At 45.7% G+C, this 15,007-nt stretch carries 15 protein-coding genes; 13 read left to right on the forward strand and 2 right to left on the reverse strand.

Annotated features, from left to right (window positions below; genetic code table 11):
* The first annotated feature begins 93 nt into the window (after positions 1-93).
* The 8 genes from IV71_RS03175 to IV71_RS07900 all read left to right on the forward strand — a co-directional run bounded on the left by IV71_RS03175 (position 94) and on the right by IV71_RS07900 (position 5,738).
* Positions 94-1,341, forward strand: a complete 1,248-nt coding sequence (locus IV71_RS03175) for an MFS transporter (RefSeq protein ID WP_010690387.1) — start codon at positions 94-96, stop codon at positions 1,339-1,341.
* Positions 1,342-1,379: 38 nt separating this feature from the next.
* Positions 1,380-2,747 (forward strand): Na+/H+ antiporter NhaC, encoded by a 1,368-nt coding sequence (gene nhaC, locus IV71_RS03180; RefSeq protein ID WP_010690388.1) that lies wholly within the window; start codon positions 1,380-1,382, stop codon positions 2,745-2,747.
* Positions 2,748-2,941: 194 nt separating this feature from the next.
* On the forward strand, positions 2,942-3,241 hold the full coding sequence (rpsF, locus tag IV71_RS03185) for a 30S ribosomal protein S6 (protein ID WP_010690389.1): 300 nt from the start codon (positions 2,942-2,944) through the stop codon (positions 3,239-3,241).
* A 30-nt stretch (positions 3,242-3,271) separates the two neighbouring features.
* Entirely contained in the window at positions 3,272-3,802 is a 531-nt protein-coding gene (gene ssb / locus IV71_RS03190; protein ID WP_010690390.1) for a single-stranded DNA-binding protein, read from the forward strand.
* Between the two features lie 27 nt (positions 3,803-3,829).
* Positions 3,830-4,093: a 30S ribosomal protein S18 gene (gene rpsR, locus IV71_RS03195; protein WP_010690392.1), complete on the forward strand. Its 264-nt coding sequence runs from the start codon at positions 3,830-3,832 to the stop codon at positions 4,091-4,093.
* A 198-nt stretch (positions 4,094-4,291) separates the two neighbouring features.
* Positions 4,292-4,594 (forward strand): hypothetical protein, encoded by a 303-nt coding sequence (locus tag IV71_RS03200; protein ID WP_010690393.1) that lies wholly within the window; start codon positions 4,292-4,294, stop codon positions 4,592-4,594.
* Positions 4,595-4,633: 39 nt separating this feature from the next.
* Positions 4,634-5,215: a hypothetical protein gene (locus tag IV71_RS03205; protein ID WP_010690394.1), complete on the forward strand. Its 582-nt coding sequence runs from the start codon at positions 4,634-4,636 to the stop codon at positions 5,213-5,215.
* A gap of 358 nt (positions 5,216-5,573) precedes the next feature.
* Positions 5,574-5,738 (forward strand): hypothetical protein, encoded by a 165-nt coding sequence (locus IV71_RS07900; protein ID WP_010690395.1) that lies wholly within the window; start codon positions 5,574-5,576, stop codon positions 5,736-5,738.
* A gap of 244 nt (positions 5,739-5,982) precedes the next feature.
* Here the strand turns inward: IV71_RS07900 and IV71_RS07905 are convergent, their stop codons facing one another.
* Complete coding sequence (locus tag IV71_RS07905; protein WP_010690397.1) at positions 5,983-6,153, reverse strand: hypothetical protein; 171 nt, start codon at positions 6,151-6,153, stop codon at positions 5,983-5,985.
* A 659-nt stretch (positions 6,154-6,812) separates the two neighbouring features.
* Here IV71_RS07905 and IV71_RS03210 point away from each other — a divergent pair.
* From IV71_RS03210 to dnaB, 3 genes are read left to right on the forward strand one after another with little or no spacing between them, the layout of a single operon-like run.
* The gene (locus IV71_RS03210; protein ID WP_010690400.1) at positions 6,813-8,837 is read left to right on the forward strand and encodes a DHH family phosphoesterase; all 2,025 of its coding nucleotides are present in this window, start codon (positions 6,813-6,815) and stop codon (positions 8,835-8,837) included.
* Positions 8,838-8,894: 57 nt separating this feature from the next.
* The gene (gene rplI, locus IV71_RS03215) at positions 8,895-9,347 is read left to right on the forward strand and encodes a 50S ribosomal protein L9 (RefSeq protein ID WP_010690401.1); all 453 of its coding nucleotides are present in this window, start codon (positions 8,895-8,897) and stop codon (positions 9,345-9,347) included.
* A 2-nt stretch (positions 9,348-9,349) separates the two neighbouring features.
* The gene (dnaB, locus tag IV71_RS03220; protein ID WP_010690405.1) at positions 9,350-10,834 is read left to right on the forward strand and encodes a replicative DNA helicase; all 1,485 of its coding nucleotides are present in this window, start codon (positions 9,350-9,352) and stop codon (positions 10,832-10,834) included.
* A gap of 153 nt (positions 10,835-10,987) precedes the next feature.
* Here dnaB and IV71_RS03225 read toward each other — a convergent pair whose 3' ends face one another.
* Positions 10,988-11,485: an aminoacyl-tRNA deacylase gene (locus IV71_RS03225; RefSeq protein WP_010690407.1), complete on the reverse strand. Its 498-nt coding sequence runs from the start codon at positions 11,483-11,485 to the stop codon at positions 10,988-10,990.
* Between the two features lie 78 nt (positions 11,486-11,563).
* On the opposite strand from IV71_RS03225, the gene IV71_RS03230 reads away from it, so the two are divergent.
* Positions 11,564-12,292, forward strand: coding sequence for a GntR family transcriptional regulator (locus IV71_RS03230; RefSeq protein ID WP_010690408.1), 729 nt, complete (start codon positions 11,564-11,566; stop codon positions 12,290-12,292).
* Between the two features lie 221 nt (positions 12,293-12,513).
* Positions 12,514-14,967 carry a phosphoketolase family protein gene (locus IV71_RS03235; protein WP_010690409.1) on the forward strand — a complete coding sequence of 818 codons (2,454 nt, stop codon included), beginning with the start codon at positions 12,514-12,516 and terminating at the stop codon, positions 14,965-14,967.
* Positions 14,968-15,007 lie beyond the last annotated feature (40 nt).

A 15,007-nucleotide genomic window follows, 5' to 3' on the forward strand; every position in this document is an offset into this window, starting at 1 on the left:
CCCTGTTAAAATAGATAACGGACTGTCATGGGGGAGGTCACAAGGAATCGGCATCCCTATGCTATACTAGAAATAAAGCGCTTGGAGGGGGAAATGGCAAGAACAGCGGTTAAAAAATTGAATGAAAAATGGTTGTTGCTTGCTAACTTGGCCGCCAATACTGGCCACGCCATGATTTGGCCGGTAACGACGCTCCACATGACTTTGTCGCTGGGACAGACTTTAACGACATCGGGCTTGGTACTCTTAGTGGCGGCTTTGATGAACGTCTTAGGGTCTTTCATTGCTGGTCAACTGTTTGACCGATGGAAGGCCTACCCCTCGCTCCTCATTGCCTCGGCCATTGCCTTTTGCTCGGTGACCACGCTGTTCTTTTATAATGGCTGGCCGGTCTTTGCCTTTTTGATTTGGCTGACGTCGATTGGTCTCGGGTCGGTGACGACTTTGTTAAATGCCTATGCCACCACGGTGACTGGGAAAAACACACGAGTCGTCTTCAACAACATGTACATTGTGCTAAACGTTGGGGTTGTTCTGGGTACTCTGGTGGTTGGGTATCTCTTTGACTATGGCTTTTCCTGGTTGATGTTAATCGCTGGGTTGCTCTACCTAACACTGGGAATTGTGGTCGCTATCTTCTTCAACGTGGATACCGATCCCGTTGCTGGAGACGTTTTGCCCGAAGAAGAAGCGGACAACCAGTCGGTACTCTCAGATGAAAGCCAAGTGGTCGAGACCGTATCTGAGCCTCTGTCAGGTCAACGCCCCAAGTTGAAATTTACGGCCCTGCTGATTTGGATTGCAGCTTTTCTTCTATTAATGTACCTTTCCTACATGCTTTGGGAGACGGTCATGGCGACTTATCTGCATCGCATCGGTATTTCAACCGCTCACTATGCCAACCTTTGGGTATTGAATGGGTTGACCATCATCGTTTTCCAAAAGATGATTTCAAACTGGGCCAACAAGCGCAACTATGCCATTTCGGTGATTGCTGGTGGGTTGATTTTCGCACTTTCTTTCCTATTAATGCTTTTCGTGGACCAGTTCTGGCAAATTGTTTTGGTCTTTGAACTGCTGACGGTGGGGGAGATGTTGGCTTCACCACAGGTGCCGGCCTGGGTCGCCCAAGTAACGCCGAAGTCCGTTTCGGGTCAGGCACAGGGCTTTGTCGGCATGATGATTTCGACCGGCCGAATGCTTGGCCCCGTTTATGGGGGCATTATGCTCGATCACGGTTGGTTTGCCGGTCTGTTCCTGTCGGTCTTTGTCGGCATGGTGTTAGTAAACATTGGTCTTTACTTTGTATCAAAAAATAAGAAAGTCGCGCAAGCGGACTAAACGTGTGAGAAGTGTCCAACACGAATAGGATGATAAACATGACAACAAATAAAATTAATCGTACATTTGCCACGCTATTGCTAATTGGCGTGGTCGTTATTTTGGCCGGAGGGATTATCGGCCTTGGATTAGCGCCCATTGCGCCGCTCTTGGTGGCCATCGCCTGGGTTGTTCTACTGATGCGCCTGTCTGGCGTTTCCTTCAAGGATGCTCAAGCGGCTTTGATTAAGGGAATTGAAGCCGGGATTGCACCGCTTTTCCTCTTCCTTTTGATTGGGGCCATGATTGCCCTTTGGTTAGGGACTGGGGTCATTCCAACCATGATTTGGGCCGGCTTTAAGTTAATCAACCCCCAGTGGTTCTTGCCAACGGCCTTGCTGACTTGTGCTTTGGTGGGGATGATGATTGGCTCCGCTTTTACCACCATGTCAACGGTTGGGGTTGCCTTGATGGGCATTGGGACAACCATTGGCTTTAATCCCGCCATTGTGGCTGGGTTCGTGGTTTCTGGTGCCATTTTTGGTGACAAGAGTTCACCACTATCAGATTCCACCAACCTGGCGGCAGCCGTTGCCGAGGTCGATCTCTTCGCCCACTTGAAGAACTTGATGTGGACAACGATTCCCGCCTTGCTAGTCACGTTGCTGCTCGCCTTCGTCTTTGGACTGAGTGGCGTTCATGCGGGCAGTGTCGCCTTGAAGACGTCCGACATGACCCATCTGATTACGCCAACTTGGTGGGCGATTGTGCCAATCCTACTCATTTTCGTTACCGCTATGAAAAAGGTGCCGGCCATTCCCTCCCTCCTCATTAACGTGGTAGTTTGCTCGGCTTACTACTTATTTTCTGGTCACTCATTGAAAACCTGGTCGAACTTGGTTGTCAACGGTTTCCATACAACATCGCACAACGCGACTTTGGCAGCCTTGCTGAACCGTGGGGGGATGGTGGCCATGATGGACACCATCATGTTAATCATGTTGGCTCTTGCTTTGGGTGGGCTACTCTCTAACCTAGGTATTCTACGGGCCGTCATGAATCCGTTGGTTTCAAAACTCAAATCCCAGCGTTCCTTGGTCTTTTCAACCTTGGTCACGGGAATTGCCACCAACTTCTTGGTTGGTGAGCAGTACCTCTCAACCATGTTACCTGGGCAACTTTTCAAAGAAGACTACAAGCGCTTCGGGCTCTCACCATTAGCCCTCTCCCGGGCCATGGAAGATTCCGGTGCCATTGCCAACTATTTGGTACCTTGGGGAGTTGCCGGAGCCTTTGCTAGTCAAACGCTACACGTGCCCGTGCTGTCCTTCGTGCCATTCACCTTCTTAGCCTTACTGTCACCAGTCTTCTCGCTGTTGTCAGCATTGACGGGTGTGGGCTTGAAGCAGTCGAAAAAAGAAGCATAATATTTTGTAAAAGTCGGTAGCTCTCACCGACTTTTTTCGTATCATTTAATGTGCGGAAGGAAAAGGTAGGTGGACCTTTGGCAACCCCTTGCTAAATTGGTGGAAATTTAGTATATTTAATAGACGTGAGTGCAGACTCTGCACGCACTCCTTGCAACCAGCAGGTTGCCAGAGACCAAAAGGAGGAAAAATCGATGACTACAGCATACGAATTAACTTACATTATTCGCCCTGACATGGAAGCCGATGCAAAGAAAGCTCTTGTAGAGCGCTTTGACAAGATCTTGGCTGACAACGGTGCGAACATTGAAAAGTCAGCTGACTGGGCCGCTAACCGCCGTTTCGCATACGAAATCGCTGGTTACCGTGAAGGTACTTACCATGTTGTTGAATTTACTGCTGATTCTAACGAAGCAGCAAACGAATTCGACCGTTTGGCAAAGATCTCAGCTGATATCTTGCGTCAAATGATCGTTAAAGTAGACGAAAAGTAAAACGAAATTCCACCGGGAGGAACCTAAAAGATGATCAATCGAGTTGTTTTAATTGGACGGTTAACCCGTGATGTGGAATTGCGCTATACCCAGTCTGGGGTGGCGGTTGGTTCCTTCACGCTTGCCGTGAACCGGAACTTTACCAACGCCAATGGCGACCGGGAAGCTGACTTTATTAACGCCGTGATCTGGCGGAAGGCAGCTGAAAACTTTGCCAACTTTACTGGTAAGGGTGCCCTTGTGGCAATCGAAGGTCGTTTGCAAACCCGTAACTACGAAAACAACGCCGGCCAACGTGTCTACGTGACCGAAGTTTCAGTCGACAACTTCTCATTGTTGGAGTCAAAGGCTGATTCTGAACGTCGTCGCGCACAAAATGGTTCTGCTGACCAAGGTCAGAACGGTTCGTTTGGTGGTAACAACAACTACGGCTCCGCCGCAGCTGATCCGTTTGCAAGCAACAGCCAATCTAATAATCAAACGTCTGGTCAGAATGCTAACCCATTCGCAGCCAACACAAATTCGGAAATCGACATCTCAGATGACGATTTGCCATTCTAAAAATTCTTTTAAGAAAGGAGCATCTTCATGTCAGAACAAAACGCACGTCCACAACGTCGTCGCCCACAAGGCGGCCCACGCCGTCGCCGTAAGGTAGACTTCATTGCAGCCAACCACATCGAACACGTTGACTACAAGGACACTGAATTGTTGGAACGCTTCATCTCAGAACGTGGTAAGATTTTGCCACGTCGTGTGACTGGAACGTCAGCAAAGAACCAACGTAAAGTTACGGCCGCTATCAAGCGCGCCCGTATCATGGCGTTGTTGCCATTCGTTACTGAAGACTAATGGTAAAAGAAAAAGCGAGACTACGGTCTCGCTTTTTTTGTACATAGAATGGGTAATCGACTGATAAGGGGACGTGATCTATCGGTCGTGTCATTTGCTTTTCTTTTAGCAGTACGCCATAATTTAAACAATCATACGGACATGTTCAGACTGAACGAAACGTATGGATACCATTTGAAAGTAGAGTAGGAGAGAAGAATGGCACTAATCATACGGGTTTTGCTAGCAATTTATGCTTCGTTAATGATGCTAGCAACTTGGCAAACCAAGAAAACAAATCTAAGCTGGTTGAATTACTTAACGAATCTAGTAGCAATTGTACTTCTAGTTGCAACATTTTTGGCTTGGCCAAACTTCGTTATTCTGAGTATCCTGTCATTGGTTGCTTTCCAAATTTTAGCCGTTGTTCGTGGCTTACTGTTGCATGATTTCCATTGGCAACATCATCTGGTGCGGTTTGTCGTGACGATTGCCTTCATCGAATTGTTGGTCTGGGCATAGGAAGTGTGTTTAAGATTCCATTATAAACTGGAGCGAATCATGAATATTAACTATTATGATAAATTGGCAGATATTGTTGTTAACTTACTGACGACAGCCATCAATTTGGTTATCACACTGATTTTTGTTTTTTTATATTTGCGCTACACGAGACCTGATGATCCCTCTGTTCAGAGTTTCCGATCATTTATTGCTAAATTCTTAAATGAAAAAATTGGTAAAACGACGACAGCTAATCGAGATGTGCGAAAACTACCGCAAAAGCCAGGTCTCATTCAAACAGTGGATGAATCTTCAATTGAAAATTCAAGGGAAGTTATAGAATGTACTAGTAAAAACTATGGAGGAACCGGTCTATTTAGTGTCACATCCTCATTTCGTGTTGCCAGTGATAAGTTGGACAAAAGCCAGTACATCCATTTTGTAATAAAAAACGTTGCCAATTTTTACGTGAAAACAAGTGACTTTCAAAAACAGCTCGAGCAACTTAGTGATGACCAACAGAATGAAGGTTACCGAAAGAATTTCTTTGAAACATACATTTCTCAAACTAAACGCAGTAATAAATGGTTTATTGTCCGCATTGGAACGGGATACACAGTGCCTGTTGAGTTGCAGTGAGTTTTACCTTTTTGTTCGGCCATCAGCGACTAGCGATGGTCTTTTATGTTCATTGGGTTGTCGGTCTGGGATTAATTATGCAATTAAAAAACAAAAATTCTTTTACTGTCCTTGCCTTAGTTAGCACTCTTTTATTAATTACGTTTCATCTATTTGAAATAGTAAAGATACTAGTACGAGGTTTTTCATTTAATGATTTACTTACGCCTGTCTGTTTGATTATCTTACTATCACTTTTTGCCAGTACCTTTTATGAAAAGAAGTAATAAGTGCAAAGTCAGCATAATGTGCCTTATCAAAATCATCACTTGACCGTTTGTATTGGTACACTTAGAGAATAGCAATCAAGGAGAGAACAATGATTCAAACAAAAACAGTTTCCAGCATAACATCCGCAGCTTCTTTTGATAATAAAATAAACCAAAGTTTAAAAGATCTACAAGACAATGGTCATAAAATTGTAGATGTTAAGTTGTCAGCTTCGTTTTGGTTTTATTACATTGGAATGATTACGTACGAATAAAATCACCATCATAACTAACTTTTCATATTTGTAAAAGAATTAAGTAGATGGTGTTTTACACAATTTGCTTTATTGCAAGCTAAAAAGCGCCGCCGATGGAATCGGGGCGCTTTTTATTTTTATGAAAAGGCGACTTGATCAATTCGCTCCCAATAGATTGGTCTGGCTCTCATAACCGCCTCCTATAGCAATTTATTACTTGTGAAGTTATCCTTGATGAGAATTTTCATGAGAATTATTTTTTTTAGTTCCAAAAAATAATCCAAAATAACATTGATTGCGAAACAAGTAATGAGGACGGCACAGTCATTTCGGTTAATCGTCCTAACGCTAAATCAATAACTAACCAAATTAGCTCTACAATAATCCCCATAATCATGATGATTTTACATGCAAGTACTTGTTGTTTAGTCATATTTACTCCTTAAGGTGTTTTGCTACTGCTTGTCTGTTCTATCACTTACCAATCCAATGAGGATGCTAAACAGTGACAGTTGAATAATGAATAATATGCATCGGACGAACTCCGGAAGAGGAACGAATTCTTTGAACAGAAAAGCTGAAAAGAGTACAGTAACTAATAACCTTTTATTTTGTAAAATTCCCTTCATCTTACTTGCTCCATGAGTTGTTTGTTACTAACAGTTTACCTGACTTTGCATTACTTTGAAAATCGGTGTTGTTATACAGATAAGATAACTAGGGAATATTTTGTTCTCTATCCAAAAGTTTTCATTGATGGGTGATGATTCAATTTCCGAATAAAATTGTTAGTTGGTGGATAAAAATTTTTATGATCAATATTGGGCAATGCAACGACCAGTTGAAATTTTTTATGATGTTACTTCCTTTTAGATTCTTCTAAATGGCTTTACTTCGTCCTGAAAAAGGATGTTATAATTTCGTTAGATTATTTAAGAAGAACTTACCCCTTCTTTTGCAACCATCGCCGGCCAGCGATGGCTTTTTTATTACCTAAGAAAACTCCAGCTGGTCTCTTTCCCCAACCAAATTCTTAAGAAAAGGGTAAATATGGTAAAATGAGCTTAAGTATAAAAGATTGTTGAGGAAAACATGAAAACCTTTTTAAACATTGGGGCGTTAGCCCGCTATCAACAAAATAAGACTTTTGTCATGTCTGTGGCAATGTCGGCTTTGGTGGCTGTGTTGTCCATGGTTTTGGCTGTTTTGGTCAACTGGATTTTTGCCTTGGTATGGCTGTTGATTTTGGTCGTGATGGCCGGGTTCTTGGTGCGACAGTTGATTCTGTCGAGTCAAGATTCGGATTCTTATTTGGAAGAACTAACTCATCGTGTCAAAGTCGGCCAACAGGAAGCCGTTTTGCAGATGCCGATTGGGGTGATTTTGCTGGATGACGAGCGAGTGGTCTGGGTAAACCCCTACTTGCAGGAAATGATGGGTGGCCGTGATCTGATTGGGGATGTGCTTTCGGATTCTGAACCATCGTTGGTTAAGGCGATGAACGACGAAAGTCACCCCACGGTGAACTGGTTGGACCATTCCTTTGAGTTGGTTTATCAAAAAGATTTAGGAACCCTTTACCTGCTTGATGTGTCAGAAAACGTTGCCCTTGAAACCAACCTCCAGAATCACCGTCTGGTGACGGGAATTGTTTCGGTGGATAACTACGAAGAAGTGACGGAAGGGATGCCTGATTCAGAGACGTCGATGCTTCGGACGGAAGTCACTGGTCAGCTGACGGAATGGGCGAAGAAGTACGACATGTACGTTCGCCGACTTTCTCCGGTTACTTATTTATTGATGGGTTATCAGCAGGATTTACAAAAGGCTGAGAATGATAAGTTCTCCGTTGTTAAAACGGTTCGTGACTCGACTGCTCAAAAGAATTCACCACTGACTTTGTCAATGGGAATTGCTTACGGTGAGAAGGACATTAACTCCCTTGTTCAATTGGCTCAAACCAACTTGGATTTGGCGCTTGGACGAGGTGGTGACCAAGTGGTTGTTAAGGATGACGAATCACCGGCCCGTTTCTATGGGGGAACAACCAACCCGATGGAAAAGCGGACGCGAGTGCGTGCTCGTGTGATTTCGCAAACCATTGCCGAATTGATCGATCAGGCCGATCAGGTCTTTGTGGTTGGTCACCGTTCGCCCGATTTGGACGCGATTGGTTCCGCCATGGGACTCTGGCGCTTTAGTCAAACAAGACATAAAAAGGCCTTTGTGGTGGTTGATGAAGACCACATTTTCTCAGATATTCAGTCACTTTTGCGGGCGGTTCGGCATGCTGATCCAGAAGATCCAGTTCCTGGTGAAAACCTGGGTGCTTCGGTTATTTCTGAAAAAGAGGCCTTGGACCGGGCAACGGATCAATCACTATTGATTTTGGTTGACCATTCGAAGGCTCAGTTAACCGGTGCGCCGGAATTGCTGAATGAGTTGGCTGGTCGATTAGTAGTGATTGACCACCACCGTTTGGGTGAAGATGGGCTGGCTGATAAGCCTTTGTTGACCTATATTGAGCCATACGCTTCGTCAACTTCTGAATTAGTAACGGAGCTGCTTCAGTATCAGAACCAGAAGGGTGCTGCCATCACACGTCTGGAAGCAACCGCCATGCTTGGTGGGATTCAGGTGGATACGAAGAACTTTGTGCTCCGAACAGGGTCACGAACGTTCGATGCTGCTTCCTACTTGCGGGCAAATGGTGCCGACAATGAATTGATTCAATCCTTCTTGAAGGAAAAGTTTGGCGACTTTAAGGCCCGGGCTGAACTGATTGCCAATGCTGAAGTGCGTGATGCAACGGCGATTTCCGTTGGGGACAACGATACCGTCTATGGCGGGGTGATTACGGCCCAAGCAGCGGACGAACTGTTGCAAATTGAAGGTGTGAAGGCATCCTTTGTATTGACGAAGCGCCAAGATGGCCGGGTTGGAATTTCAGCACGTTCCAACGGTGACTTTAACGTTCAAACAGTGATGGAAGACCTTGGTGGCGGTGGTCACTTGTCGAACGCTGCTACGCAAATGGCGGACGTGACGACGGACGAAGCTTATCAAGAACTGATCAAAGCGATTGAAGGCCAAGAAGCCGAAGAAGCATCAATTTAAGCAAACTACGTTATAATAGAGTAAAGCAATTGGGGATAGTCCCAGAGGGAGGCACGCATGAAAGTTGTATTTTTGGAAGATGTAAAGGGCCGTGGTAAGAAGGGGGAAGTGAAGAACGTTCCCGATGGCTACGCCAATAACTTCTTAATCAAGAACAAAAAAGCAGAACCAGCAACTGGCAAGAACTTGGGTGCTGTTAAGGGTCGCCAAAAGGCTGAAGAAAAGCAAGCAGCGGCTGAATTAGCGGCGGCCGAAGATTTGAAGAAGTTGCTCGAAAACGAGAAGACCGTTGTTGCGATTCCAGGAAAAGCCGGAACGGACGGTCGTCTCTTCGGTGCCATCTCTTCAAAGCAAATTGTGGCAGCCTTGGAAAAGCAATACCAGGTTAAGTTGGACAAGCGCAAGTTATTGCTTGACCAACCCATTCACGCCATGGGCTTCACCACTGTTCCAGTGAAGTTGCACAAGCAAGTTCAAGCTGACTTGCGTGTTCACGTTCAAGAGGGTTAATCATGGCCGATGTTTCATTAATGGCTAACGAATACCGACAAGCGCCCCAAGACATCGAAGCTGAAAAAGCCGTCTTTGGGGCGATTTTCTTTGACGTGCATTCTGATACTGCCATGGTGACGGCCGAAGCCATCCTTGAACCGAAGGACTTTTACCGGACTGCTCACCAGGAAATTTTTAAAGCCATGCAGTCCTTGGTCGCTGAAAATCGGCCAATTGACGTGTTGACTTTACAAGATAAGTTAAACGCGAACCAGCAGTTGGAAAACGTTGGGGGCATTGCCTACCTGGCTGAACTCGCTGAATCAACGGCGTCGGCTGCGAACCTGAAACATTATGCCGATATCGTTCACGAAAAAGCCGTGCTACGCCGCTTGATTGAGACGCTGACGAAAAACATGTCCTTAGCCTATGACGGGGCCAAAGATTCGACGGAACTCTTGGAAGAGGTTTCGCACGAAGTTGACCGGTTGGCTGAAAACCGTGGGGATGATGGGCTGCAACGCATTCAAGACGTTATTGACGAATTCAATGATAATTTGACCGCCGCTGTGGAAAACAAGTCCGATGTTGTCGGGTTAGCCACAGGTTATCCTGAATTAGACAAGTTGACGCACGGCTTCCGTGAGGACCAGATGATTGTTATTGGGGCCCGTCCGGCCGTTGGTAAGACGGCCTTCGTGCTGAATTTAGCGAAAAACGCTGCCAAGTCCGAAAAAGTGCCCGTTGTCATCTTTTCATTGGAAATGGGAGCGGTTGATTTGGTCACCCGTTTGGTGGCGGCGGAGGGATCGATTGATTCCAACCACATCACCACTGGTCAGATGCAGGAAGAAGACTGGAATTCATTAACGGTTGCCCTCCAATCCTTGTCGAACATGAAGATTTATATGGACGATACACCGGGCATCCGAATGGCCCAAATTTCGGCCAAGCTGCGTCAGTTGGAGAAGGATTTGTTGGCGAACATGTCTGAAGAGGAGCGCGATGAAAATCCCCACCCCCTCGGCCTTGTTATGATCGATTATTTGGGATTGATTGAATCCGGTAACACGGAAAGTCGCCAGCAGGCCGTTTCCGAAATCTCTCGTTCCATCAAGAAGCTGGCGAAGGAATTGCACACGCCAATCATCGCATTGGCTCAGCTTTCCCGTGGTGTTGAACAACGAACGGATAAGCGACCAGTTCTTTCGGATTTGCGTGAATCAGGCTCAATCGAGCAGGATGCTGACATCGTGGCCTTTCTTTACCGAGATGATTATTATCGAAATGACGGTGAGGAAGACGGGGGCGGCCCTGCCGAACCTGAACAGGATTCCGTGCCGATTGATGTTATTTTGGAAAAGAACCGTGCTGGTGCACGGGGTACGGCGACTTTGATGTTTAATAAGCCGACCTTTAAGTTTGCTGATCGGGCGCCGGACTACCGAGCCAATGATGCGGGGATGCCACCCATTCCACCGGCAAATATGAATAACTCGTGGTAATCGAAAAAGAAGCCGAACTTATGATATGAACCCTAAAATTAGGACATATCATTTGTTCGGCTTCTTTTTTGTTTGGTCAATCAAGAATCAGTGATTTTATGTTGTATTTTTGAAATTTCGTGTTGACCACTCTTAGACCAGAGGAGTGTCTGATTATTCCGTTAAGTCTTCAAAGGAAGCGTCAATCATTTCCGCTAAATCCCTGGGGTTCAGTTTATCCGAACGGCCGAGTTCGCCGGCAGACACTAGAATAAAGGATGCCTCTTCCGCGTGTTGATCAAGGTAAATCGGAAAATGCTTGTTCTGCCAAATACCGACTGGGTTATTCGCACCGTGTACGTAACCGGTTGTTTTCTCCAGTTCCTTAACAGGTAACATGTGGGCCTTTTTATTGCCGGAAACGGCGGCGAATTTCTTCATATCCAACCGTTCGGTCAGTGGTACAACAGCAACAATTGGACCAGTTTTATCTCCTTTGGCTGCCAAAGTCTTGTAGATATCGGACTCTTGGATGCCGAGTTCTGCGAACTTGGCCGCTTTTTCTTCCTCCGTCAGGTCAAGAGCGTTCAAGTGTAGCGGTTCGTAGGAAACACCGTGCTTTTCTAAAACAAGTTCGGGAAGTGTTTTTTTGTCTTTTTTCTTCTTTGCCATGGGTCTATTTTAGCACAATCGCAAAGGGGTGAGACCAGATGGAAAACTGGTCCGACCAATTTGTGCTAAACTGAAACCATGACACAAGCAAAATACGTATCGGTGCAAGCCGACATCAAAGCAAAAATTTATCAGGGTGCCTACCCGGAACTAAAACTGCCCGATGAGCGCTCCATGGCCGAAGATTATGGGGTATCGCGTTCGTCCATTAAGCGTGCCCTCTCGGTGCTGGTTCAGCAGGGAATTATTTTTAAAAAAAGGGGTTCTGGGACTTTTGTGAATCCTTTGTACCTAAAGAATCAGGCCATTTTTCAGCATGAAGGCTCCAACCTAGGGGTTTCGGATTCCTTTCGAATTAATGGACAGGCGCCCTCCATTGAGTTACTTGACTTTCGTGTGATTCAGGCCAATGAGGAACAGCAGTCGGCGCTTTTTCTAAACGAGGGTGACTTTGTTTATGAAATTAAGCGCCTGCGCAAGTTGGACGGGGTGCCCTTCATGATTGAGTACGGTTACGTGCCCATTTCACTGCTGCCGGGTCTTAAGAAAGAGAACGTGACCCAGTCAATCTATGGCTACGTGGAAAAGGAAAAGCAGAAGAAAGTCACGCGGTCCTTCATGACGATTATGGCCGCACCTTCCGATGAGGAGGAACAGCACCTGTTGAAACTGAAGAAAACGGAACCGGTTGGCATCATGGAGGGGATTTTCTTCATGGATGATGGTACCCCGTTGGAGTACGCAAACATGCGGCTGCATTACAAATACTTACGTTATAACGCATTCGTATCGATTGGTTCGGAATGATCAGTGGGACAACTTTTGTGGGCAAAAAGGCAAAAGTTGTCCTTTTTATAATTGGGACGGTCCAATTATAAAAACAGGTGTAACCAAAATCGAGAAAGTTCGTTCCATCGCCCCAATTATCTTGAAACCCATTTAATGTGCAGATATAATAATACTTGTAAATATTTAACCGAAGGATTGCATAAGCGTCCTTCGTGGAAAGAAAAAGGAGTACTATTTACATGGTTGATTACAACTCAAAAGAGTACTTGGAACTCGTTGACAAGTGGTGGCGTGCTACCAACTATCTGTCAGCTGGGATGATTTTTTTGAAGTCAAACCCATTGTTCTCAGTAACTAAGACGCCAATTCAAGCTGAAGACGTGAAGGTTAAGCCTATCGGCCACTGGGGAACGATCTCTGGTCAAACTTTCTTGTACGCTCACGCAAACCGTCTGATCAACAAGTATGACTTGAACATGTTCTACATCGGTGGTCCAGGACACGGTGGCCAGGTAATGGTAACCAACGCCTACCTTGATGGTGAATATACGGAAGACTACCCAGAAGTTACACAAGACTTGAAGGGTATGTCAACGTTGTTCAAGCGCTTCTCATTCCCAGGTGGAATTGGTTCGCACATGACGGCCCAAACGCCAGGTTCTTTGCACGAAGGTGGCGAATTGGGATACTCATTGTCCCACGCCTTCGGTGCTGTTTTGGATAACCCTGACCAAATCGCTTTCGCGGTTGTTGGTGATGGGGAAGCCGAAACTGGTCCATCAATGACTTCATGGCACTCAATCAAGTTCTTGAACGCTAAGAATGATGGTGCTGTGTTGCCTATCTTGGACTTGAACGGATTTAAGATTTCTAACCCAACTGTCTTTGCTCGTATGTCAGATGAAGAAATCACAAACTTCTTCAAGGGTCTTGGTTACTCAGCTCGTTTCATCGAAAACGACGACATCCATGACTACATGGCTTATCACGAAAAGGCTGCGTCAATCTTTGACCAAGCCATCGAAGACATCCAAGCTATCCAAAAGGCTGCCCGTGAAGACGGTAAGTATGAAGATGGTACAATCCCTGCATGGCCTGTAATCATTGCTCGCTTGCCTAAGGGTTGGGGTGGTCCACGTAAGGACCAAAAGGGAATGCCAATTGAAAACTCATTCCGTGCCCACCAAGTTCCATTGCCTCTTGGTCAAAACAACTTGGAGACTTTGCCACAATTCGAAGAATGGATGAACTCATACAAGCCTGAAGAATTGTTCAACGCTGACGGTTCATTGAAGGATGAATTGAAGGCAATCGCTCCTAAGGGCGACAAGCGTATGTCTGCTAACCCAATCACGAACGGTGGACGTAAGCGCGGTGAAGATCTTAAGGATCTTGACTTGCCAGATTGGCACGAATACACAAACGACATTACTGCTGACAACCGTGGAACGTTGTTGCCAGATGGTAACCGCAACATGGACATGTTCACTTTGTCAACTTACCTTGAAAAGGTAATGCAAATGAACCCTAAGTCATTCCGTTTCTTCGGACCTGACGAAACCATGTCAAACCGTTTGTGGTCACTCTTCGACACGACGAACCGTCAGTGGATGGAAGAAGTGAAGGAACCAAACGACCAATACGAAGCCCCAGAAGGCCGTATCTTGGATGCTCAATTGTCTGAACACCAAGCTGAAGGTTGGTTGGAAGGTTATACGTTGACTGGTCGTGTTGGAATCTTCGCCTCATACGAATCATTCCTCCGCGTTGTCGACTCAATGATTACTCAGCACTTCAAGTGGTTGCGTCACGCTTCAGAACAAGCATGGCGTAATGATTACCCATCATTGAACTTGATCTCTACTTCTACTGCTTTCCAGCAGGACCACAACGGTTACACTCACCAGGATCCTGGTATGTTGACTCACTTGGCCGAAAAGAAGTCAGACTTCATTCGCCAGTACTTGCCAGCTGATGGTAACGCTACTTTGGCCGTGATGGACCGTGCGTTCTCAGAACACTCAAAGGTTAACCACATGGTTATCTCAAAGCAACCACGTCAGCAATGGTTCTCAGCTGCTGAAGCTGAAGTTCTTGCTAACGAAGGTTTGGCTGTTATCGATTGGGCTTCTACCGCACCTTCTGCCAAGGTTGACATTACCTTCGCATCTGCAGGTACTGAACCAACAATCGAAACGTTGGCTGCCCTTTGGTTGGTTAACCAAGAATTCCCAGAAGTTAAGTTCCGTTACGTAAACGTTGTTGAATTGCTTCGTTTGCAAAAGAAGTCTGAAGCTGCTGGAAACGACGAACGTGAATTGTCTGCTGACGAATTCAACAAGTTCTTCCAAGCTGATACACCAGTTATCTTCGGATTCCACGGATACGAAGACTTGGTTGAATCATTCTTCTTCGAGCGTAAGTTCCGCGGTGATGTATACGTTCACGGATACCGTGAAGATGGTGACATCACAACGACTTATGACATGCGTGTATACTCACACCTTGACCGCTTCCATCAAGCTAAGGAAGCTGTCGCAGTTCTTTCTGACCGCGGCGTAATCAATCAAGCTGCTGCTGATACATTCATCACTAAGATGGATGACATCTTGGCAAAGCACATGAAGGTTACTCGTGAAGAAGGTCGTGATATCGAAGAATTCACGAAGTGGCAATGGTCTGCTTTGAAGTAAGCAAACCGTCATTTTGAAAAAAGAACGGGGCTCCGGCTTC

The organism is Fructobacillus fructosus KCTC 3544 (assembly GCF_001438695.1).
Taxonomy (GTDB): Bacteria; Bacillota; Bacilli; order Lactobacillales; family Lactobacillaceae; genus Fructobacillus; species Fructobacillus fructosus.

What these genes read in the sequence shown, in the direction of transcription:
- IV71_RS03175 (WP_010690387.1), top strand. Translation starts at nt 94, where the DNA reads ATGGCAAGAACAGCGGTTAAAAAATTGAATGAAAAATGGTTGTTGCTT.
- nhaC (WP_010690388.1), top strand. Translation starts at nt 1,380, where the DNA reads ATGACAACAAATAAAATTAATCGTACATTTGCCACGCTATTGCTAATT.
- rpsF (WP_010690389.1), top strand. Translation starts at nt 2,942, where the DNA reads ATGACTACAGCATACGAATTAACTTACATTATTCGCCCTGACATGGAA.
- ssb (WP_010690390.1), top strand. Translation starts at nt 3,272, where the DNA reads ATGATCAATCGAGTTGTTTTAATTGGACGGTTAACCCGTGATGTGGAA.
- rpsR (WP_010690392.1), top strand. Translation starts at nt 3,830, where the DNA reads ATGTCAGAACAAAACGCACGTCCACAACGTCGTCGCCCACAAGGCGGC.
- IV71_RS03200 (WP_010690393.1), top strand. Translation starts at nt 4,292, where the DNA reads ATGGCACTAATCATACGGGTTTTGCTAGCAATTTATGCTTCGTTAATG.
- IV71_RS03205 (WP_010690394.1), top strand. Translation starts at nt 4,634, where the DNA reads ATGAATATTAACTATTATGATAAATTGGCAGATATTGTTGTTAACTTA.
- IV71_RS07900 (WP_010690395.1), top strand. Translation starts at nt 5,574, where the DNA reads ATGATTCAAACAAAAACAGTTTCCAGCATAACATCCGCAGCTTCTTTT.
- IV71_RS07905 (WP_010690397.1), bottom strand. Translation starts at nt 6,153, where the DNA reads ATGACTAAACAACAAGTACTTGCATGTAAAATCATCATGATTATGGGG.
- IV71_RS03210 (WP_010690400.1), top strand. Translation starts at nt 6,813, where the DNA reads ATGAAAACCTTTTTAAACATTGGGGCGTTAGCCCGCTATCAACAAAAT.
- rplI (WP_010690401.1), top strand. Translation starts at nt 8,895, where the DNA reads ATGAAAGTTGTATTTTTGGAAGATGTAAAGGGCCGTGGTAAGAAGGGG.
- dnaB (WP_010690405.1), top strand. Translation starts at nt 9,350, where the DNA reads ATGGCCGATGTTTCATTAATGGCTAACGAATACCGACAAGCGCCCCAA.
- IV71_RS03225 (WP_010690407.1), bottom strand. Translation starts at nt 11,485, where the DNA reads ATGGCAAAGAAGAAAAAAGACAAAAAAACACTTCCCGAACTTGTTTTA.
- IV71_RS03230 (WP_010690408.1), top strand. Translation starts at nt 11,564, where the DNA reads ATGACACAAGCAAAATACGTATCGGTGCAAGCCGACATCAAAGCAAAA.
- IV71_RS03235 (WP_010690409.1), top strand. Translation starts at nt 12,514, where the DNA reads ATGGTTGATTACAACTCAAAAGAGTACTTGGAACTCGTTGACAAGTGG.